This is a genomic window from Methanobrevibacter sp., assembly GCF_036307625.1.
In the GTDB taxonomy this organism is placed as follows: Archaea; Methanobacteriota; Methanobacteria; order Methanobacteriales; family Methanobacteriaceae; genus Methanocatella.
Genome location: NZ_JAXJXF010000148.1, coordinates 1 through 21,354 on the forward strand (window position 1 = coordinate 1; position 21,354 = coordinate 21,354).

The following is a 21,354-nucleotide window of genomic DNA, read 5'->3' on the forward strand; positions in this document are numbered from 1 at the left end:
CTTCACTATCATGAGGTTCAAAAGCAGACTCATCACCACAATGGTCAACATAAACATAATCATCATCAGACCCTAAATCAACAACCTCTTCACTATCATGAGGTTCAAAAGCAGACTCATCACCACTATGGTCAACATAAATATAATCATCATCGGAACCCAAATCCACCCTATCAGAATCATCCGGAGATTCTTTTTTATAGTCATCTGGTGAACCTAAATCAACATCAACATTAAGACCAGGTTCATCAGGTTCATTTGAATCTAAGATAACTTCGTCATTTAAATCATGTTCCTGTTTATTTAATCCAGAACCTTTCTTATCAGGAATAATCTCAGGATCATCAATATCTGAATTAATGGAACTTTCCCTACCGAATTTAATATCCTTTTGAGCAGGTTCATTGTGTTTAGGTTTAGATTTATTATCATTTTTTGGCTTTTCGTCATTGCTGCGGTCTACAATAACCTCATCAGCATCATCATTTTGAGTTTCATTAAAAATGTCAAAAGCCACATCTTCTTCATCATCTAAAACATGCTCTTCATCGTGACTGTGGTCAACATAAATGTAATCATCATCGGAACCTAAATCCACAGTATCTTCAAATTGTTCCGTAGTGGATTTTGCCTTTTTAGATGATTTTTTAACATCATCCTCGAAATCATTTTCTAAATCTGAATTTTTGCCTAAATCTTTTGTGAATTTAAGTCCTGAAAAAAGAGGATTTTTATCCATTTTTTCTTCTGAATCATCAGATTTGAACAATGATTTGATTTTATCGCCAATGTGTCTTGAAAATTTATTTTTAGAAGAATCTTCAGAGTAATCTTTTTCGTCTTCCCATACTTCAGCATTATCTTCGGGTGAAACTCCTTCATCATCTTCCCAAATTTCCGCATCATCATCTTGAGAAACATCTTCATCCTTAGATTCCCATACTTCTGCATCATCATCAGTTTTAGCCTTGACATCTTCAGACCCATCAGAAGAAACAACAACATCAGGTTCAACATCAACATCTTCAGACCCATCAGAAGAAACAACAACATCAGGTTCAACATCAACATCTTCAGATCCATCAGAAGAAGCAACAACATCAGGTTCAACATCAACATCATCGGACTCATCAATATTTACAGAATTATCTTCAACTGCATCAGAGCCAATAGATTCTGTTTCAACATTTAAATCTTCCACATTTGATGATTCAGAAGCATCTACAACAAATTCAGAATCATTTTCAACATAAACATCATTTAAATTATCCTCATCAGACTCATCTTCAACTACAACAAACTCAGACTCGTCACTAACATTATCTTCATCAGATTTAGCACTAACTTCATCAACCACAACAAATTCTGAAGCATCTTTAACTTTTGATGTTTTTTCTTCTTTTATTGGTTTTTTAGGTTCGTTTTCTGACTTTTCATCTTCAAAGAATTCTGATGGATTTATTTCACTTACATCAATTGGTTTTTCTAAAAAGTCACCATCATCAGCCTTTTCAACTTCAACAAAATCGCTTGGACCAATATCCTCAGGATTTATTTCACTTTCGGCTTCTGCTTCTTCTTGAGCTTTCTTCTCAGCCTCTTCCCTTTCACGTGCTAATCGCAATTCTTCTGCTCTTTTTTCAGCTTCGATTCTACGTTTTTCAGCTAACTTTTTAGCCTCTTCAGACCTGCGCCTTTCCTCTTCACGAGATTCTTTGATGGATTTTTCAACAAATTCCAGTAATTTTTTACGTCCCAAATCTCTGTTTCTATACCAATCTGTAGACCATAAATGATATAACTTCCAGCCAAGACCTGTCAAAACCTGTTCACGAAGTCTATCTCTGTCACGAGCCACTTTACTTGATGAATACATTTTTCCATCAGTTGTGATTCCCAAAATGTATTTTCCAGGATTTTCATCATCAACAATAGCCAGATCAACTCTGAATCCTGCACAACCTATTTGTCTATCCACCATATAACCGTTTTCTTCCAAGAAGCTAGCTATTGCATCTTCAAATGGTTCTTTTGTGTGCATTTCAGGACCATTGGTTCCTAAAGTCAAGTTTTCAGCATATTCCAAAAATTCTTTTAGAGATTTTACACCATAAGGAGGATTAGCTGTCAGATTCATATCATATGCCTTGAAGTTTGAGAATACAACACATTTCTCTCTTGCACGAGTAATCAATACGTTTAATCTTCTTTCCCCACCGTCCTGATTCAATGGACCGAAGTTGAGTGACATTTTTCCATCCTGGTCATAACCATAACCCACACTGATTAGAATAACATCCCTTTCATCCCCTTGTATTGTTTCAAGGTTTTTGACAAAGAAACGTTCATCCTTATTATCTGAGAACAGTGGTTCATATTCAGGCCTTTCCTTACGCCTTACTTCCAATTCTTCCAGTATCGCATTCTTTTGAGCAACGGAAAATGTTCCAACACCCAAACTCTTTGTGTCACCATACTTTTCAAAGTGGTTGAATATCTCATCCACAACATCTTTTGCCTCAAGAGGATTCTTGGATGAAGCCCCTCTCAAATATTGAGTATTTGGATTATAATGGAATTTCAAACCCAGTTCAGGGTCTGAATGTGAAGGTGAAGGATAAACCAGCAAATCATCATCATAAAATTCCCTGTTTGAAACTGTAATCAATGATTCATGGCGTGACCTGTAGTGCCATTTGAGCATTTTGACAGGGAATGACAATTTACATAAATGCAGAATACTTTCCATATCAAGGGAAGTCGCCTCTTCCTCATCACTGTCAGCATCAGACATCTGGTCGAAAAATGAAGTCGGAGGCAATTGTTGAGTATCTCCCATAACAACTGCAGTTTTACCTCTCATAAATGCACCCAATGCATCTTCAGGTTTAACCTGACTTGCTTCATCAAAAATAACTACATCAAACTGCAGTTCCTCATTGGTAGGATCCAAATACTGTGCAATGGATAACGGAGACATCATAAAACAAGGTTTGATTTGTTTTATCATTCCTCCGGTTTTTTCCAAAAGTTTTCTTACAGGCATGTGCCCGCTTTTTCTTGTAAATTCCCCAGCAAGTATTTTCGCCTGAGGATTTTCAGTTCCACCAAATATTTTTGGAATATTGCTGTTTAATTTATGGAAAATTCTTTTTCTGTTTAAAGTGAGAATCTTTTTATCCAAATCCTTGAATTCCTTAATTCTATTTTCATGCAATTCTCCGATAAATGTAGCAAGTTCCTGATTTTCAACAAATAATATGTTTAAAAGTGAATCTGCAAAGTTTCCATCGACCAATGCTTCAATATCATATTTTTTGATATTCCTTTTTTCAATTGAATCTACAAACATTGCAGCATTTGAACTTTTTAAGGAATTTTTAGTGTTCAGGTATTGGGACCATAGGTGAAGGCTTGACAGCTGACCTCTCCATTTGTATAGCTGTTCCTGCCATGCTTCAAAACTTACATCACCTGTTTCCCTTTTAAATATTAATTTGCTTCTTGGATTCAATTTATCTTTAAGTTTTGACAATACACGGACAAATTCCTCACCGGAGTCAATATATTCCGCAAGATCCCTTTCGGGATTAATGTCAAATAAATCCTTACTCATCAAATCAATAGTGTTTTCAGAGAAAGTTCCTTCACGAACAAGAGCTGTAAATTCAGTCATCCACCTAGCTATTGCTCTTAAATCATTTGGATTTGCATTCAAATGCCAATATGCTCCATAATATCTTTCACCCAATGCCCTATTGGCTTCCAAATTATTTCTTATTTTAATAATAGCTTTAGCTTCCTGCAAATCCCTTATTATTTCATCAACACTGCCATTAACAGGAACTGCATAGTACCTTTCCACCAATTCAATATGCTGCCTGTTATTGAAGAATCTGAACTTTTTGGTTGAAATGTTTCTAAGCTCATATATCAGCCTGTCAATGTCGACTTGGAAAATGCTCTGATTGAATTTGTTTAAAATTCCGGAATACTTTTGATACCTTTCAAGCTCCTGTATCAATTTAAATGCATCGTCATTGTTGTTATCCCATGCACCAGACTTCAAGATACTTCCATCAATCAGTTCCGCATTTTGGGACTTGATTATTTCAAAAGCTGAAAGTGAATTTTCAAACTCATTTAAAGTGTCTGGCTTTTTAATTCCATAAATGTCATAAACCCTTCCACGCTCAACCAGGAAGTTATCCAATGCATGCAATGTATCATTAATCAACATTTCGATTTCCCTTAAATCAGCCGGCAAAAGACTTTTTGGAGAACATTTACTCCAAGGATTTTCTTTAGATATTGTCTGATACAGTTCAGCAAGATTCTCCAAAGATACTTTCATGTCGTCCAATTCTTTAAGAGTTATTGTTTCTGGATTCTGAAATCTTACCAAAGGCATTATAGCGTTTTTTCTTGAAAAATGATCATCTGCAGATTCTTTCATCCCATACAACTGGAACGGAGATAAATTAACTGCAAATGAAGGTTTGTGAATGATTTGTGAATAATCATCCAATTGACGGCGCAAGGTTTCAAGCTTTCGAATTGTCTGATCGATATTCAAAGGCTCCTGAGCGCGCACATTGGTTGCCTTTTGCAAATCCTTCAGGAATTTTTTACGTCTGGTTTTATGGGAATGCAATTCCAATACAAATTTTCCCAAACCTACACCGGTCAATCTGTCCTTTACCACATCAAGCGCAGCCATCTTTTCAGATACGAATAAGACTGATTTGCCTTCTGCAAGAAGTTCAGCAATTAAATTTACAATAGTCTGTGACTTACCTGTTCCAGGAGGACCTTCCACAACTAGATTACGTCCTGCCTTTACATCCTGAATAGCTGCAATCTGGGATGAATCCGCATCAAGCACCTGATACATGTTCTGATACTCAAGCTGTGAGTCAATGTCCTCTTCCCTAAATGCTTCCTGATCATTTTTAGCAGGATTGAAAATAGCTTGAATCAACTCATTTTTGGTCAAATCAACATTGTCTTCCCATGCTTCAGGGTTCAGGTCATTGTACATTACAAATTTTGTAAAACTAAAGAAACCTAAAGCAACATTATTGTTAACTTCCCAACCATCCATTCTTGAAACTGCCCTTCTAACACTGGCAATATAATGGTCTACAACTTCACCATATTTTTTAAATTCAAAATCAGGAAGTTCAATGCCCGCTTCCAATAGCTTGGCCTTAAGGGAAATGTTGGTTTGAATATCCTCCCCAGTCCATTCAAGGTTAAATGATTCACCAACCTTTTTCCGCTCCATTGCAACTGGAATTAACACCAGAGGAGCATTATTCTTTTGCCTTGGCTTGGATTTGTCCTTCCACTGCAAAAATCCGATAGCCAGATACAAAATGTTATAACCCTGCTCCTGAAGCATTGTTTTTGCTTGGTTATTGATATAATATAATCTTTTTTGGAGCTCCTTTGGAGTCAAATCAGTAGCTAGTTTCTTGTCTCCTTCAGAAAACTTGGAAAAGTCAAATGGAATATGATCCCAAACTGATGACTTGTCTTCCTTTTTATCCTTTTTATTGGCCACAAAATACATTTTGTTATCCTGCAGAACCAATGTCTGATAAAGATTTATAGGAGACTGATTTACAATAGTGATAGTCTTAGCTCTTGATTTGAAATTAAGAAGTTGATTTCTTAAAGTTAAATCTAATAGCTCCTTACGTAAATTTTTAAATTCCTTTTCGATTATATTAGATGATTTGTTTAACATGATGACCCTTTGTAGTGTTTAAAAAAAATTAAGAACCATATATAATTATAATTATATATATTAATAAAGTTTTCTAAAAGTTAAGAAATAGATTATTTTGAAGTAATAATTAAAAACAAGTACTGAAAAACTAGTTAATACTCAATCAACTAATTTAAATCAATTTTTTATACACTTCACATTTATGTTTTAAAGGGTCGTTTTGACATGTTATTAACCTTGGCACTTAAAAAGAATCATCAAAAATAATTGCCATACACCAAGAGATAATATGTCTAGAAGCATATTCAAATACGTCGCATCGAAAATAGCCTAAAAAATATTTTCCTAAATTTAACTTCAGTAATGGCCTGAATGTTTTAGCTTTTCGCTTGCAATCAATGAAGCAAAATTACCTGATTCTTCAATAGAGCAATTTTTTAATCTATGTGAAACATATGCAGCCATGTAAGTATCACCACAGCCTGTAGTGTCAACCACATCATCACATTTTACAGAATCAATCTTAATTTCCCCATCAGCTAAAACCCTAGATCCAAAAGAACCATTAGTTATGACAATCTCATCCACATCATAGTCAAACCCTATGACCTTTGCTTCTGCCTCATCCATAAATATTGCACAGACCTCTGATAAAATACTATCCAACTCACCAAAGTAATCTAATTTTATGGTGTAATTTTCATTTACTGGTTTGCAGGGAATTCTCAAAAAACCCTGTATCGAAAGAAATATCGGAACATTGAAACTTTTCAGATATTCCATTGTTTCGCCCGGAAAGTCATAACGATTCAATGGATTTATGACAAAGCCATCAATTTTTTCGGGTAAAATTCCCTCCAAATCTGACGGCAAAACAGGAATATGGGCAAAATTGCTCAATTGATTTCGAATATTCAAATTATCCTCAAAAGGGTAATCATTAATAAAAAAATGAGTATTGTCCTTTTTAATTACTTTAACTTTGCTCAAATCAGGAAAATCCTCGACCAAACTTTCATCGTCACAGTTTACAAGAGCCAAATAATCTTCGTAAAACTTCTCGAAAACGAAACTTTGAAAATAGGTAGCGCCACCTACCCTATGGGACTTTTCACTTCCGATAACAATCAAATCCTTTGTCACAGGTCCAATAACAACCAAAGTCATAACAATCATCCATTTGATAACTAGTCAAATTCTATAGTAATATCTACAACATGATATTTGCCTGAAATATCATAAATCTCCTTTTTGATTTTTTCAACGTCCTTACCAAAATCTACATCGACTTTCAAAGTCATGACAGAGTCAATTCCGTCAAGTGACCAAATGTGAAAGTCATCTATATTGTTTACGCCTTCAATTGCTGAAATCTGTGACTTGAACTCATCGACATCAAAGTTGTCAGGAGTCTTTTGAAGCAGTACTTCAAGTGATTTATACAGATTTCTTCCCAAATTGAATATAAGCCAAAAAGCAATACCTATTGAAACGAAAGGATCAAGATATGGTGCTCCATCCCAAAATATCAATATGACACTTAAAATCAAAATAGCAACCCATTCAAATATGTCTCCCAGCTGATGGAACAAAATTGCTCTTTCATTGAATGTTTCGCCACCATGCAAACGATAAACTGAAATTAATTTGAAGATTATTCCAACAATAGCAACAATCAGCATCCCCTCGGCATCAACTCCTTCCGGTGAGAATAGTCTTGGAATTGCTTCTGACAATATTACAAAGGCCATGACAATGACAAAAACGGAAATTATTACCGCACCAAGAATTGAAAATCTCTGATAACCATATGAATATTTATCTGTTGAATCTCTCTGAGCAACATGCTCCAATGCCCAGGCCAATGCTATTGAAATTGTATCTGACATGTCATGAATAAAGTCAGAAAGAATTGCCATACTGTTTGTGGCAAATGCTCCAACAAGGACAATGATATTGAATGTCAGATTCATGAAAAAAACAAATGCTAAATTATCACCGGCTTTCTTATGATGATGATGCCTATCGATTCTCATAATTATAATATTTAACAATAATACAATAAAAAAGTTATTAAACTTTAAAAATACAAATTTTAAAGTACAATTAAGTTATCTTTAAATAACTTAAAAATAAATAAATATAGTAGTGATTTAAAATGGCGACTATTGGAACAACTATATTTTCTCATATTCTACCAGTAATTCTTGGTTTTTTAGCAATTATAATGATTATTTCTGGTTCACTAGAAGAAAGCAAAACTAAATTAGGTTTAGGAATAACATTATTCGTTATTGCATGCTTGCTGCCATATATAATATTGAGAATGTTAATCTAAAAGGTTTACTTCACCTGAATGTAAACTTGTCCCAATCAATACTTTTTTTATGCCTTGAGAATCTAACTCACCAATAGATTCCTTATTCAAACCACCTGCAATTATTAACTTGTCTTTCATATCTTCAAATTTATCCAAAATTTCCTTATTGTATCCCTTTTCGGTGCCGACTCCGCTAATGTCGAGAAGAATTATTTCGTTGGGATCCAATTTTTTCAATATCTCTTTGAATTGCAACAAATCCAAATCCAAATTTTTTGAAAACAGCTCGTTGTTCTTGATATCGATACTTATGACAATTCTTTCCTTAGGATATTTTTCAAATATCTTTTCCATCTCCTCAACGCTTTCAAGAGTTTCACTCGGAACGATTATCTTATAAGCATAATCAAGGAAAAATTCAAAGGATTCACAGTTTTTCACTCCACCATCAAACATTACAGGCAAAATTGTATTTACAAGCTTGATGTCATTAATATTGTGTCCATTTGATTCAATCAAATCCAAATCGGCTATATACATCTCATCTGCACCGTTCAATTTCAATCCTTGTGCAATTTCAACTGGATTGGATGAAGGTGCAAAAATAGTTCTAAGCGGTTGATATGTATCTCTCATACCAGATTTGCCACTTACGGCCTGGTGTTGTTTTAAATCTATTACTGGTATTTTTTTAATCATGATTATAATTAGATAAAACAAGTATTAATATTTTAAAAAAATTCGTAAGGAGGTGAGAAGAGCTAATCTGTTTTTAGCCCCCCTCGAGAATATAAAAATAATGATCAATTTTCGATTAATAACAAATATGTTATGAACCTCTATTTAATAAGTTAATTGGCATAGTATTTAAATGTTACTAAAGTTTAAAAAAATTAAAGTAAACTTGAATATATAAATTAATAAAAATATCACATAAATTTAAACAATTTTTAAAAATGAAAAAAATATATAAACAAAACTAAACCAAATAATTTAAATCATAAAATCAGCTTTTCTAAAGATTTTAAAGTTGGTAAAATTTAATAAAATTTGCTTGATAAAGAGAAATTGAGAAAAATAAAGTAAGCAGTTTGAAGTAATTTAAAGAGGGAATTTGAAAGATAGTATTACGTGTTTGTTCTAATATTGCTAAGCTATTGTGATTACTCCAAACTCTAAATAATAGTTGTACATGATACTATAAATACTTTTTTGTTAAAAAGTATTACTTAAATTAGTAAAAAATATAAAAAAAGTATTACAAACAATTTCAAAAAAAATAATTAAACTCTGTAGTTATCATCAATGTATGAATCAAACTTCAAATAAGCCTCATCAATAGCTTTAGATATTTGGTCCTGATTGATTTGTGAAAGCTCATCAAATAGAACTCCAACATCCACATCAACATCTAATTGTTCATTTTCATAATTAATAACAATATCCAAATCTAAATCTTCCAATTCCTTGGTGGAAATTGTTTTTGAAACTTCACGTTCTAAGATTTCACCAAAATCATCGGAAATCTTGGACAAATCTTCATTAGTTAATACTTTTAACTTTGACATGAAAATCTATAAAAAAAGAAATAAAGAAAATAAGCCTATTGGCCCATTCCTTGCATTGCAGTTTGAATGCTAGCTTGCATCTCTTCGAGTTTTTTCATAACTCTTTCTTCTTGACGAGCCATGGTTTGTTTTCTTAACTCTAGAGTTTCTAATTTTTCTTCCATTTCAGCTAAAGCATCTTTGTATTCCACTTTAATAAGTAAAGTGCCTGCTTGTTTGAATACTTCAGTATTTTCATCAGTTTTTTTAAGTTCTTCTAATGCTTTTTCAGTTTCTTGAATTTGAACTTCAACATTTTGAACTTGCATAGTTACAGCTTGAGCTTGTTGTTGTAATTGTTGAAACTGATTTAATTGATGTTGAATATTTTCAGGAATCTCCATAATATCACCTTATATCTTATTTTTAATTATAAATATATAAACATTAATTTGTCAAATTATTAATTTCCAATGCTAGCTTAATCCACTTAATCGCTGAATTGACAGAAGCTCTAAAAGAGGTGGAATCTTCTGCATCAACATTAATCAATATATTAGACCCATCCAATTCAATTGTCATGGAGGATCTATAATCCGGAGCAGTATCAAACTCCAAAATAATTGAATCATAAATTATTTTAGCCTGATTGCTGTTCTCAAATTCAATAACTATATCACTTTTGACAGATTCAAGAGGGCTTTCATTCATGAGTAACCTCTAAAATTTTTTTAACATTAATTTGGAAGTTGGTTTCATCTCCAAACTTGTTAACAAAATTAATTTTAGCTATCAAATTATCATCACTAGATATTAAAATATAATTGTCTTCAGCATTGTCAACCAACTCCATGTCCAAGATTTCACTCAAGACATCGAGCTTTTCAACATGTGAAACTATTTTCAATTTGGACGGAGCGATGTTGAGTCTACCCAATTCAAGTGAAGCTCCAATAAGAATTACCAGCAAAATTTCCCCTTTATTTGAGTAAAAGGTAATTTTACTTGGATTTCCTTTAATCTCATTAACAACAGCTAAGTTAAATTCATCTAATTCTAGAGCCTTCAAAAGAAGCTCACGCATGTTCATTTTTCCTCTATTTACAGATGTTGAACCTGTTGCATGGGCTAAATTTTTACAAAACTTTCTAGTTTTCTGAGAAGGTTTTCTAGAAGTTGAAATTAACATGTAAAATCAAAAATAGTAAAAAATATATTAAAAGCAAATAAATTATCTTGCTTTTATAACTCTAGTTGTTTCTGGAACATTTTTGAATAAAATCCTATATCTGCATTTAGGACATTTATTTTCCATGTAGCTTTTATGATCTACTTCTGCTCCACAACGTGGACATCTATACAACGTCTATTCCTCCACACGAATATCTTTGATACTACGTGCTGCAGATCTTGCCATTGGAGTTTCAGGAATGTAAGCTCCACCGGTGAATACTGCACCACATTTTCTGCATTTCCAGATTCCAGCAGCTTGTCTTTTTACATAAGGTCTATCACATTTAGGACAAACATGATTTTTTTTCATGTTTTCTTCGATGATTTTAACAGATCTTTTTGCTTTTCTTCCGTATCTTGCACCAAACCTTCCTGTGATACCCACTTTTTTAGTTCTTGCCATTTAATATCTCTCCATAATAATAAAATTTGTAATAATATAAATCAAAACGATTTACATTGATTATCTAAAAATAATCATAAAATTATCTAATGTAATAATATTATATTAACTAATATTTAAATGTTTTCTTAAAACTACGGATTTTAATAAAAAACCCACAATGAAAACATTAAATTAAGGTCATTTATAGTTAATGGAACTACAAAAAAAATAATAAAATATTATCCAACTTAATCAAGTGTTGGATAATTAGGACTTTCATTTGTAATCAACAAGTCATGTGGATGTGATTCCTTAATACCACTGCTTGTAATTCTAACAAATTGTGCTTTTTCTTTCATAGCTTGAATATTTTCTGCACCACAGTAACCCATGGATGATTTCAAACCACCCACTAATTGGAATAAAATTTCAGCAATAGTACCTTTATATGGTACAGCACCTTCAATTCCTTCAGGAACATATTTAGTATGGTTCATTTTACTTTTTTGACCTTGGAAATATCTGTCTGCTCCACCATCAAATTCACTGGTCATTGCACCCATGGAACCCATTCCACGGTATTTTTTGTATTGTTTACCATTCATGATAACAATATCACCAGGCGCTTCCAAAGATGCTGCAAGCAAGTTACCGAGCATTACTGCATCTGCACCGGCACCAATAGCTTTTGCCACATCACCTGAATATCTGATACCGCCGTCCGCAATAACCGGAATGCCTGCATCTCGAGCAGCATCAGCAACATCGGAAATTGCAGTTAATTGTGGCACACCCACACCAGCTACGATACGAGTAGTACACATTGAACCCGGACCGATACCTACCTTAAGTGCATCCACACCCATAGATATTAAATCTTCAGCCGCTTCACCAGTAGCAATGTTACCTACACATAGTTCTGCATCGATATTTTCTTTAATGGTTTCGGTGAACTTAACCACGTTCATGTTATGAGCATGAGCACAGTCAATAGAAATAATGTCTGCACCAGCTTGATCTAAAGCCATTGCCCTATCCAAATCAAATGGTCCGCAAGCAGCAGCAACTAAAAAATCACCATTTTTATCACGAGCAGCATTTGGATATTGAGCCTGATTTAAAATATCCTTAATAGTGATTATTCCAACCAGTTTCCCATCACGGACAACAGGAAGTCTTTCAACTTTATTTTCATAAGCAATGTTTAACGCTTCCTCGGCTGAAACTCCCTCATCAACAGTTACCACATCAGAGGTCATGATATCTTTAACTGTCTTATTTGGTTCTGATTTTAAAACTGGTCTGATATCTCTTTTTGAGATAATACCAATAATTTCATCACCTTCAACAACAGGAAGACCACTAATCAACTCATCCCTCATTTTTTCCTGAACATCAGCGATAGTGGAATCTTGTGAAATAGTTACAACATCACGAATTGTTAAATCTTCAGCATTTTTAACCTTTTTAACTTCTTCTACTTGTCTTTCCTGAGTGATGTTTCTGTGGATTACTCCAACTCCACCTTCTTGAGCCATAGCAATTGCAAGTTCTGCTTCAGTTACAGTATCCATTGCCGCACTTAAAACAGGGATATTTAATTTAATTCCTTTACCCAATTCAATTTTTGTATCAATATCCTTAGGTTCAACATAACTTGCATTTGGAGTTAAAAGAAAATCATCAAAAGTATAAGACATTCTTGCTTCTTGAACTTTTTTTGAGTATGACATATAATCACCTAATTAAAATGAATCACATAATTCTTTGAGTTCAGCTACAGCAGTATGGTGTATTTTACCAGTATTTCTATCTCCACCTACACAAGCAGCACCCCTAATACCAACAACATCGCAACCTATATCATGCAATGGTTTTAATTGGTCTTTTTTAACGGATCCTGCAAGTGCAGTCAATAAACCATAGCCATGAGCTTCATCTACAAATTCTTTTAATTTATCAATATCTAAATAATCAAATAATGTATGACCATCCTTAACAGCAGTGTCGAGCATTGCCAAGTCGCATCCTGCATCCTTAGCTACTTTTGGAATTTCCATAGGATCCACTGCACCGACACGGTGAGCATCCGCATAACCAGCAGCTACAACAATGGTATCTTCACTAACATCTTTTACTGTCTTTACAACATTTTCCATGACTTCAACCGCTTCGTCATGATTTTTTGTTCCGTATAACCCGACTTTAATATAATCTGCACCAGAAACATGAGCACCCATTGCCGCAAGGGAAACTGTACCTGGTTTGTAAGGTACATCCCCTAAAGTAGCACTTACAAGCTTGTCTTCAGGAGTCAATTCCCTAATTTCCTTAATTACCCAAGGGAAATTAGCACCGAGAGAACCTTCCTTAGGATTTTTTACATCAACAATGTCTGCTCCACCTTTAATTGATTCCAGAGCCTCTTCATGATTTATAGGACTTATTAATAGAAGCATATATTTCCTCCAATAAAATAAAATATTATATTATAATACTATTACTTCTTTATTACTTATAATACTATTGTTTTTACTAGAAAAAAATTAAAAAAAATAAAATAAAAAAAAAAAAGAAAGGTTATTTTTTAATTCTGATTATTAAAACAAACAAACTTAACAATAAAAGACCTAAGGGATTGCCAGCATTATTTTTAATATCAACATCAATATTCTCATTATTGTTAAATGAAGAATTATCCATATCAAGAGTTATGTCATCATCATTATTGTTAAATGAAGAATTATCAATATCTGGAGTTATATCATCATCATTAGTGAAATTAAAATTATCAACACTCTTTGTTGAATTATCTTTATTATCATCCCAATCATTAGTAAAAACATCATCTTTATTATAGTTTGCATGATTATTTTCAAAAGTGCAATTAATAAAATCAGAGCCTACTGACTGAAAAATTGCACCACCATAATAAGCAGAATTATTCACAAAATTAGAATTGTAAACAATACTATTATCATATTGATAAACTGCACCACCATAACTAGCAGAATTATTCACAAAATTGGAGTAATATACTTTACTATCTTCCATCTGCTCAACTGCACCACCATAAGCGGATGCTGAGTTATCTATAAAAGTGGAATTGAAAATATTACTTTTTTCATATTGTTTGACTGCACCGCCATCGAAAGCAGAATTACCTACAAAAATAGATTTGTAAATATTACTGCCTGTCTGCTGAATTGCACCTCCTCCAAAAGCATTATTTCCAGAAAATGTAGAGGAATATACATTACTATCAATTTGATAAATTGCTCCACCATAACCTAAAATCGTATTATCAGAAGTTACAACATCGCCCTGAGGAACATTATTGTTTATAAATTTAGAATTATTCACATCCCCATTTTTTTGATAGATTGCTCCACCGTATGCCTTTGCAAAATTATTAATGAAAACAGAATTATTTATTTTAGCATTTTTGACATGAATAGCTCCACCTTTATAAGCATGATTATTTTCAAATCGACAATCATCAATTGTTACACAGTAATTTGATTGGATTGCACCACCATTACGGGCATTACCATTAACAAATACAATATCATTTAAAATAACCCCTGGAGTTAGAATCCTAAATATTCTGGAGTTAGAATTTGCATCAATAACATGATTATTACCATTAATTGTTAAAGGTTTATTAACTTCAATCCCATTGGGAAAATCATTATCATTAGAAAAATAATCTTTTGAAAGATTAACAATGGAATTTTCAGGAGATTTGACAATTAAATTATTAAGTTCTTTGAATGATCCTTCACCTGATTGTAAAATAATTTCACTATCATTAACATCACCAGCACTGACTATACCAGCTGTTAAAAAAATAATTAAAATTAAAATTAAAAATCTAATAATTTTCATAATATAATATATATAACTTACAAACTATTTAAAAATTACCTTTTAATAAGGAGAATCATTTTTGGATATATTGTCCTTAATTTTACCGTGGGCTTTGGGATAAAAACCAACATCAGCAGATAATTTTCTCATATTTTCAATTATTTCATTTGTCGGAATAGATACTGGGCAGTTTAAAGTACATAACCCGCATAAAGTACACATATAAAGACCAGAATCATAGCAAGTCTCTTCATCTTCAATAAACTTGGACATTGCTACTCCACGACCGCCAAAATAATTATTGAAACCAAATTCATTTCCAACGGCATTGTATACAGGACAGTGAACTACACAATTTCCACATCCTATGCAATAAAGACATTCTTCGGTAGCTTTGCTTCTGCCATTGTCCAAAAGGATAACAACAACCTTTTCAGCACCATACATATTTTTTAAAAGCTTCTTTTCAATGTCGGCAGTTTTTGACGGTCCTGAAATCACATTCATATATGATGTTACAAAGTTGCCTGTTGCAAAAATTGTCTCAAGTTTTACAATTGATATTGCATCTTCAAGACAAGGTACTATTTTATCAATTCCCGCTACAATTATATGCAAATCTTTCAGAGAAACTATTGAAATATTTCCCTCATTATGCACCATTACAAGGGACCCTTCTTCTGCAGCTATTGCATTGGCTCCACTTATACCTACTCTTGCATTTTTCAGACGATTCAACACATCACTTCTGACAAGTTCCATAATCTCGCGAGGTTCGGGATTGACATTGGCATCCAATGACTCATTGACAATGTCTGTAATTTTAGAAATATTCAAATGAGAAGCAGGACCTGTTGGATGAACTGGCTTGTTGTCAGTTTTTTTAAGCTGCAAAATCCTATCTCCCAAATCAGTTTCGACAACATCAATGTCTTTATCTGCCAAGTGTTTTTTGAGATTGATTTCACCCAGAGTATTTGATTTGGCCTTGGCAATGGTTGTTGCTCCATACTCATCAATCAACTCATCGATTATGTCAATTGCATCTTCTGAAGTGTCAGCCATCACACAGTCAATGCCGTTTCGTTTAAATGACTCCAAAAGCTGGTCCAACAGCTCTTCATTATTTTCAATGGAAAACTTTTTTATTTCACGGCCTCTTGATTCAAGCCTTTTAGTTGATGGAGAATCCTTAATGGAATTTGATCTGCTTTTAACAGTGCTGAAGGACTTTCTCATTGTTTCAAGTTCACTGGCTTTCATCAAAATCACCATACCTTACTAAAAATTCAGTCAAGTCAAGCACTTCCAAATCATCATTTTCCAAATTAAGCTTGCAGAATGGACAGGAAGTGATTAATATTTCACAGCCAGTATCCTTTGCCTGAGCTATTCTTGATTTTGCCATCTGGTCGGCAATTTCAGGATAAGCAGATTTTACTCCTCCTCCAGCTCCACAGCATAAGCTGTTTTCACGGATGTTCTCCATTTCAACAAGATTTGCAACCGCTTCAACAACCGACCTTGGCTCATCAAAAACGTTCAGATGACGTCCCAAATGACAGGAATCATGATATGTAACATCCAAATCCTTTTTTGTAAAATCAAGTTTGCCGACTCTGATTAATTCATCCAATAACTGAGAAATGTGAATTACATCCAAATCTTCGTAATCCTCTTTTAAAGTCTTATAGCAACCAGCACAAGAAGTTAAGATTTTTTCTCCCTTAAAAATTTCGGCATTTCTTTTAATCTGTTCTTTTGCTTCGCTTTCAAAACCAGTCCTGAGCAAAACAGACCCACAGCACTTTTCATCATCCAGCATATAATAATCAATGCCAGCATTATTTAAAAGAAATTCAGTTGCCTTTTGGATATTGGTTTGCTTTTCCCTTGCAGTGCATCCCCTAAAATACAACATGACCTATTCCTCTTCATCATCAAGAGTTATTTCGTTTTTTAAAGCGACTTCCTTAACAACCTTATTTAAATTGTTCTGCATTTTGTCAATCACAAAGTACAATTTCAAAATGGTGTAGAACAACACTACAAATACCAGGATAATTACAAAGTCCAAACCACGTGTAATACCAAATATTCTAGCGAATGCATTACTGAAATCTGGGAAAATTGCAAATAAACTAACAAAAATCCAAAATATAGACCACAAAATAACTGTTGAAAGAGAATTTTTATTATTTAGATATCTTCCAATGAACCAGATTATGGCAATGATGGAAATTATTGGAAATATTAAAGCATATAAAAACATATTTTCACCTTTTAGAATTGATGTCTAATCATCTGAAGCAATATCTGAAATGCTACTTTGACATTTGTCCCTTTAGCTTGAGTTTCAGGAGTGTAAATTGTTTTGATTGGAACCTCCGCAAATGGAATATCATTATCATTGATTTCACGTATGAATTCAGAAGAAATCAAATACCCCCTTGCATTGATGCTGATTTTATCCAATGCATCGGACGTAATTGCCCTAAATCCTGTTTGTGAATCACTTACATCTACCCTATAAAAGATTTTGGTAAAAAAGTTCATTATTGCATTGGCATAATTTCTACTTCTAGGCATATCATTTAGCGGCCTTACACCAATTACTGCCTTAGCTTCACCTGTAACCAGAGGTGTTATAACATCATCCAAATCATCAGCAGAATGCTGACCATCAGAATCCATACTAACAACATATTTTGGATTATATCTTAAAACAGCATCAAAACCAGTCTGTGTTGCAACACCTACTCCACGGTTGATCATTAAAGAAAAGATATGAATCTGGCCAGGATATTTTTTCTTGGATTCCTTAATAACCTCCAGAGTATTGTCTGAAGAACCGTCATTAACGATTACCATATTATATCCTTTCTCGGCTATCTCTTCAATAACCGGTTGGATTCTTGTTGCCTCATTATATGCGGGAAGCACTACATAAGTAGCATTTTTATCTTCCTCAGTAATTTTATATTCCATTTTCCACCCTATAAAGGTCCTGCATCTTCTTTTCCTTCACGCATTCCCATTCCAGCTTCTTTTCTCATTGCTTTTCTGTGATACATCATCTTAATCAAATTTTGTGCATGTTCACGTGCCCTGTTTTCTGCAAGCTTTGCAAGCTCAACTGGGTCTTCTTCCTCATCCTCATGGACAAAAACTTCCAGAATATGAGTGTTTGTCATAAGCTGTGCATTAATCAAACCAGTTGATGCCTCATGAGCACACATCTTATCTTTTTCCATAGGTCCAGGCATTCCAAGTGCCATTACAATATCACAGTTTTCTTCTTCAATGAGAATTTTAGCAGTTACCGGCAAATCTTTTACGCCAGGAACTGTTTCACGAATTATTTTTAAATCATAAGCATTATTTTTAAGTTCATCAATAGCGGCTGATGCCATATCAAAACGAGCGAATGTTGTATCACAAATTCCAATTCTCATCTAAATTCACCTTATGAAAAAATATGTTTTTAATAATATATATGTTTGGCTAATAATGAAAAAGTATTATGAATTATTACTTTTAGTAATACTTTAGATATCAAAATTATGAAGTTAATCTGATTTAAAAAAAAATTAGTTTTTATTTAACAAATCTAAAAACTTGTCCTTAGCTTCAGCAATGGTTAATGGATAATCATTTTCCATATCAAAGCCTTCCAATTCAAGTTCCTGGAAAAGTTCGGTTACAATAGGTAATTTTAAGTTTGCTTGTTCTAGAATTTCAGGTTGTGCGAAGATTTCCTTAGGAGTGCCTTCGGCAATCAACAACCCATCAACCAAAACAAATACCCTTTGCGCATAATTTGGAACCAAATCCACTTCATGAGTTGAAATAACGATTGTAATTCCTTCATCATTCAATTGCCTTAATAATTTCTGCAGATTAACTACTCCTTGCGGGTCCAAACCTGCTGTAGGCTCATCTAAAACCATGATTTCAGGTTTCATTGCAAGAATTCCAGCAATTGCAACTCTTTTCTTTTGACCACCACTCAAGTGATGAGGAGCTGTTTTTTCAAAACCACTCATTCCAACACGAGCAAGGGCTTCCTCAACTCTGTCCTGAACCTCTTCCATGGACAATCCCAAATTAAGAGGTCCGAAAGCAACATCCTCCTCGACTGTCGGAGCAAAAATTTGATCATCCGGGTTTTGAAACACAATGCCTACTTTTTGCCTGAATTTTAGTAAAGATTTCTTATCGTATTTTAGTTCCTCTCCATCAATGAATACCTGTCCTTCATCAGGTTCATAAATTCCATTCAAATGAAGAAACAAAGTTGATTTACCTGCACCATTCTTACCTAAAAGAGCAACCATTTCTCCCTTTTCGATTTTTAAGCTAACCCCTTTAAGAGCCTGATACTCAGAATTATAAGCATATTTAATATTTTTTACTTCTAACATATTATTCCTCCATTTTTCGTGGTTTGTAAACCGGAAGCTCACCATCATATCCCCTTGAATCTAAAGAATGCTGTAGTGTTTCACTCTTATCAAGAGACCTTAAAAATATAGTACTTGCAAGAGCACCTAAAGACTTGAATGAAGTCCAGTATGAGTGATATCCCAATCTAGAGTTTTGGGCTTTCTGCATAGTGTCAATTTCATTCAAAAATATGAATATTGAATTGTACATTAAAAGAGCAATTTCAATTAATATTTTTGGAACTTTTAAAGTCCTAAGACAGTTTAAAACCTTAGCTATTGGTGTTGTAAGTGCTAAAAAACCTAAACAAGGTAAACAACCCATAACACGCATAAATGTATAAACCGCATAATGAAATGAATCGGTTGTAACCACTATGCCGAATATCCCTGTTTCATAAATTACATCCCCCTTTCCAAAGAAGAACAGTAAAAATATACAGGTTATAACAAGAAATGCCATTGGAATTGACAAAAATTTTAAATAAGACCGGTAGTTGATTTTTGCAATAGCTAAAATAACAATAGACATTACAACAAATATGAATACATCAAAATACAGATTATCAATTGCTAATGTAACAATTAACAAAATAATTGATAAAAACAATTTAAAATAAGGATTGAACTCTGTTAGCTCATTGTGATGCGCAATATAATCCATATCAAATTTCATAAAATCACTTTAAAAAAAGAAAAAATAAAAGAAGAATCAAATTATTCTTCTTTACTTTGTCCTCTCCAGTAACCAAATGCATAACCAATAATGATTGCACCTATAGCTGCTTGAAGAGCAAATAATAAACTTTCTATTTCACCACTAGGTGGTTCCCATATAGATGAAAACCAAGGTTCGAAACCAGTTTCTTCGATAGCTTCACCAGCGGCATCGTCTGCACCGCCAAAGTATCCGTCATCTTCCCCGTGACCATTGAACATTATTAATGGTGCGATGAACAATACGATACAAACAACAGCCAATATAATTAATGTTGATGTTTTCATTTATATCACCTTATGCTTCATTAGGAGCTAAAGCACCTAATTTATCTAATAATTTTGGTTTGTAAGCTTTTAATCTGTCCCATATAATTACGGTTAAGAGACCTTCACCAATAGCTAATGGCACTTGAGTTACTGCGAAGATAACTAAGAATTTAGTTAATGCTGAACCGAAATTTGGCGCAGGGAAAGCAATAGCTAATTGGAATGAAGTAGCTACGTAAGTTAATAAATCACCTAAGAAAGCTGCAAAGAATATTGCAACAGTTGATGAAATATTAGCTTTGGTTAAACCTTTATATACAATCCATGCAACTAATGGTCCGACAATACCCATAGAGAATATGTTTGCACCTAAAGTAGTTAATCCACCGTGAGCAAGTAATAATGCTTGGAATAAAAGTACGATAGTTGCTAATACTGCAGTTACAGCAGGACCAAATAATGCTGCACCTAATCCGTTACCACAAGGGTGTGAACAGCTTCCAGTAACAGAAGGCAATTTCAAAGATGATAAGACGAACATGAATGCACCACTTACAGCAAGTAAAGCTTTGGATTCAGGAGTTTCATCTACTATTTTTTTGATTTGATATAAACCGAATGCAACAACGATGAATGATATGACGAACCATATAATACACCATTCCAACGGTAAATATCCTTCCATAATATGCATAAATAATTTCCTCCAAAAAACCTATCAATACAATTTGATAAATATCTCAATAAAAATTTAAATTATAATTAAACTTTTTTAAAGTTTTATTGATAATGGTATTATATACTTTATTATATATAAATATTATTAGTAATAC

The 21,354-nt window shown here is 33.4% G+C and carries 23 protein-coding genes; 1 reads left to right on the plus strand and 22 read right to left on the minus strand.

Features of this window, described 5'->3' with window-relative positions:
* The 3 genes from UIB65_RS09315 to UIB65_RS09325 all read right to left on the minus strand — a co-directional run.
* A partial coding sequence (locus UIB65_RS09315) for a DUF4011 domain-containing protein (RefSeq protein ID WP_330041133.1) occupies positions 1 to 5,752 on the minus strand: 5,752 nt, incomplete at its 3' end.
* Positions 5,753 to 6,091: 339 nt separating this feature from the next.
* On the minus strand, positions 6,092 to 6,910 hold the full coding sequence (locus tag UIB65_RS09320) for a PfkB family carbohydrate kinase (RefSeq protein WP_330041134.1): 819 nt from the start codon (positions 6,908 to 6,910) through the stop codon (positions 6,092 to 6,094).
* Between the two features lie 11 nt (positions 6,911 to 6,921).
* Entirely contained in the window at positions 6,922 to 7,770 is an 849-nt protein-coding gene (locus UIB65_RS09325) for a cation diffusion facilitator family transporter (RefSeq protein WP_330041136.1), read from the minus strand.
* Between the two features lie 122 nt (positions 7,771 to 7,892).
* Between UIB65_RS09325 and UIB65_RS09330 the strand changes: the two genes are divergently transcribed.
* A complete protein-coding gene (locus tag UIB65_RS09330; RefSeq protein WP_296804748.1) occupies positions 7,893 to 8,072 on the plus strand; it encodes a hypothetical protein in 180 nt (59 codons plus the stop codon).
* Here UIB65_RS09330 and UIB65_RS09335 read toward each other — a convergent pair.
* The 19 genes from UIB65_RS09335 to cbiM all read right to left on the minus strand — a co-directional run bounded on the left by UIB65_RS09335 (position 8,064) and on the right by cbiM (position 21,215).
* A complete protein-coding gene (locus tag UIB65_RS09335; protein ID WP_330041138.1) occupies positions 8,064 to 8,753 on the minus strand; it encodes a HisA/HisF family protein in 690 nt (229 codons plus the stop codon). The genes UIB65_RS09330 and UIB65_RS09335 overlap by 9 nt on opposite strands.
* A gap of 584 nt (positions 8,754 to 9,337) precedes the next feature.
* Positions 9,338 to 9,622 carry a DUF3194 domain-containing protein gene (locus UIB65_RS09340; RefSeq protein WP_330041140.1) on the minus strand — a complete coding sequence of 95 codons (285 nt, stop codon included), beginning with the start codon at positions 9,620 to 9,622 and terminating at the stop codon, positions 9,338 to 9,340.
* A 35-nt stretch (positions 9,623 to 9,657) separates the two neighbouring features.
* A complete protein-coding gene (locus UIB65_RS09345; protein WP_330041142.1) occupies positions 9,658 to 10,005 on the minus strand; it encodes a prefoldin subunit beta in 348 nt (115 codons plus the stop codon).
* Between the two features lie 43 nt (positions 10,006 to 10,048).
* Positions 10,049 to 10,312 carry a KEOPS complex subunit Pcc1 gene (locus tag UIB65_RS09350; protein WP_330041143.1) on the minus strand — a complete coding sequence of 88 codons (264 nt, stop codon included), beginning with the start codon at positions 10,310 to 10,312 and terminating at the stop codon, positions 10,049 to 10,051.
* On the minus strand, positions 10,305 to 10,691 hold the full coding sequence (locus tag UIB65_RS09355) for a ribonucleotide-diphosphate reductase subunit beta (RefSeq protein ID WP_330041144.1): 387 nt from the start codon (positions 10,689 to 10,691) through the stop codon (positions 10,305 to 10,307). The genes UIB65_RS09350 and UIB65_RS09355 overlap by 8 nt, the downstream gene beginning before the upstream one ends.
* Positions 10,692 to 10,832: 141 nt before the next feature.
* Positions 10,833 to 10,964 carry a DNA-directed RNA polymerase subunit P gene (locus tag UIB65_RS09360; protein WP_292608962.1) on the minus strand — a complete coding sequence of 44 codons (132 nt, stop codon included), beginning with the start codon at positions 10,962 to 10,964 and terminating at the stop codon, positions 10,833 to 10,835.
* 3 nt (positions 10,965 to 10,967) lie between these two features.
* Entirely contained in the window at positions 10,968 to 11,237 is a 270-nt protein-coding gene (rpl37A, locus tag UIB65_RS09365; protein ID WP_330041146.1) for a 50S ribosomal protein L37Ae, read from the minus strand.
* A 230-nt stretch (positions 11,238 to 11,467) separates the two neighbouring features.
* Entirely contained in the window at positions 11,468 to 12,952 is a 1,485-nt protein-coding gene (guaB, locus tag UIB65_RS09370) for an IMP dehydrogenase (protein WP_330041148.1), read from the minus strand.
* 12 nt (positions 12,953 to 12,964) lie between these two features.
* Positions 12,965 to 13,678 (minus strand): (5-formylfuran-3-yl)methyl phosphate synthase, encoded by a 714-nt coding sequence (locus UIB65_RS09375; protein WP_330041150.1) that lies wholly within the window; start codon positions 13,676 to 13,678, stop codon positions 12,965 to 12,967.
* 121 nt (positions 13,679 to 13,799) lie between these two features.
* Positions 13,800 to 15,107 carry a hypothetical protein gene (locus tag UIB65_RS09380; RefSeq protein WP_330041152.1) on the minus strand — a complete coding sequence of 436 codons (1,308 nt, stop codon included), beginning with the start codon at positions 15,105 to 15,107 and terminating at the stop codon, positions 13,800 to 13,802.
* 42 nt (positions 15,108 to 15,149) lie between these two features.
* A complete protein-coding gene (locus tag UIB65_RS09385; protein ID WP_330041154.1) occupies positions 15,150 to 16,352 on the minus strand; it encodes an LUD domain-containing protein in 1,203 nt (400 codons plus the stop codon).
* Entirely contained in the window at positions 16,339 to 17,010 is a 672-nt protein-coding gene (locus UIB65_RS09390; protein ID WP_330041156.1) for a (Fe-S)-binding protein, read from the minus strand. Before UIB65_RS09390 ends, UIB65_RS09385 begins: the two co-directional genes overlap by 14 nt.
* 3 nt (positions 17,011 to 17,013) lie before the next feature.
* On the minus strand, positions 17,014 to 17,361 hold the full coding sequence (locus UIB65_RS09395; protein WP_330041158.1) for a DUF2304 family protein: 348 nt from the start codon (positions 17,359 to 17,361) through the stop codon (positions 17,014 to 17,016).
* An 11-nt stretch (positions 17,362 to 17,372) separates the two neighbouring features.
* Positions 17,373 to 18,077 carry a glycosyltransferase family 2 protein gene (locus tag UIB65_RS09400; RefSeq protein ID WP_330041160.1) on the minus strand — a complete coding sequence of 235 codons (705 nt, stop codon included), beginning with the start codon at positions 18,075 to 18,077 and terminating at the stop codon, positions 17,373 to 17,375.
* An 8-nt stretch (positions 18,078 to 18,085) separates the two neighbouring features.
* The gene (ribC, locus tag UIB65_RS09405) at positions 18,086 to 18,544 is read right to left on the minus strand and encodes a riboflavin synthase (protein ID WP_292608987.1); all 459 of its coding nucleotides are present in this window, start codon (positions 18,542 to 18,544) and stop codon (positions 18,086 to 18,088) included.
* Positions 18,545 to 18,679: 135 nt separating this feature from the next.
* Positions 18,680 to 19,513, minus strand: a complete 834-nt coding sequence (locus tag UIB65_RS09410) for an ATP-binding cassette domain-containing protein (RefSeq protein ID WP_330041162.1) — start codon at positions 19,511 to 19,513, stop codon at positions 18,680 to 18,682.
* A 1-nt stretch (position 19,514) separates the two neighbouring features.
* The gene (gene cbiQ, locus UIB65_RS09415) at positions 19,515 to 20,210 is read right to left on the minus strand and encodes a cobalt ECF transporter T component CbiQ (protein ID WP_330041164.1); all 696 of its coding nucleotides are present in this window, start codon (positions 20,208 to 20,210) and stop codon (positions 19,515 to 19,517) included.
* A gap of 41 nt (positions 20,211 to 20,251) precedes the next feature.
* Positions 20,252 to 20,539 (minus strand): energy-coupling factor ABC transporter substrate-binding protein, encoded by a 288-nt coding sequence (locus UIB65_RS09420; protein ID WP_330041165.1) that lies wholly within the window; start codon positions 20,537 to 20,539, stop codon positions 20,252 to 20,254.
* 10 nt (positions 20,540 to 20,549) lie between these two features.
* A complete protein-coding gene (gene cbiM, locus UIB65_RS09425) occupies positions 20,550 to 21,215 on the minus strand; it encodes a cobalt ECF transporter S component CbiM (protein WP_330041166.1) in 666 nt (221 codons plus the stop codon).
* Positions 21,216 to 21,354 lie beyond the last annotated feature (139 nt).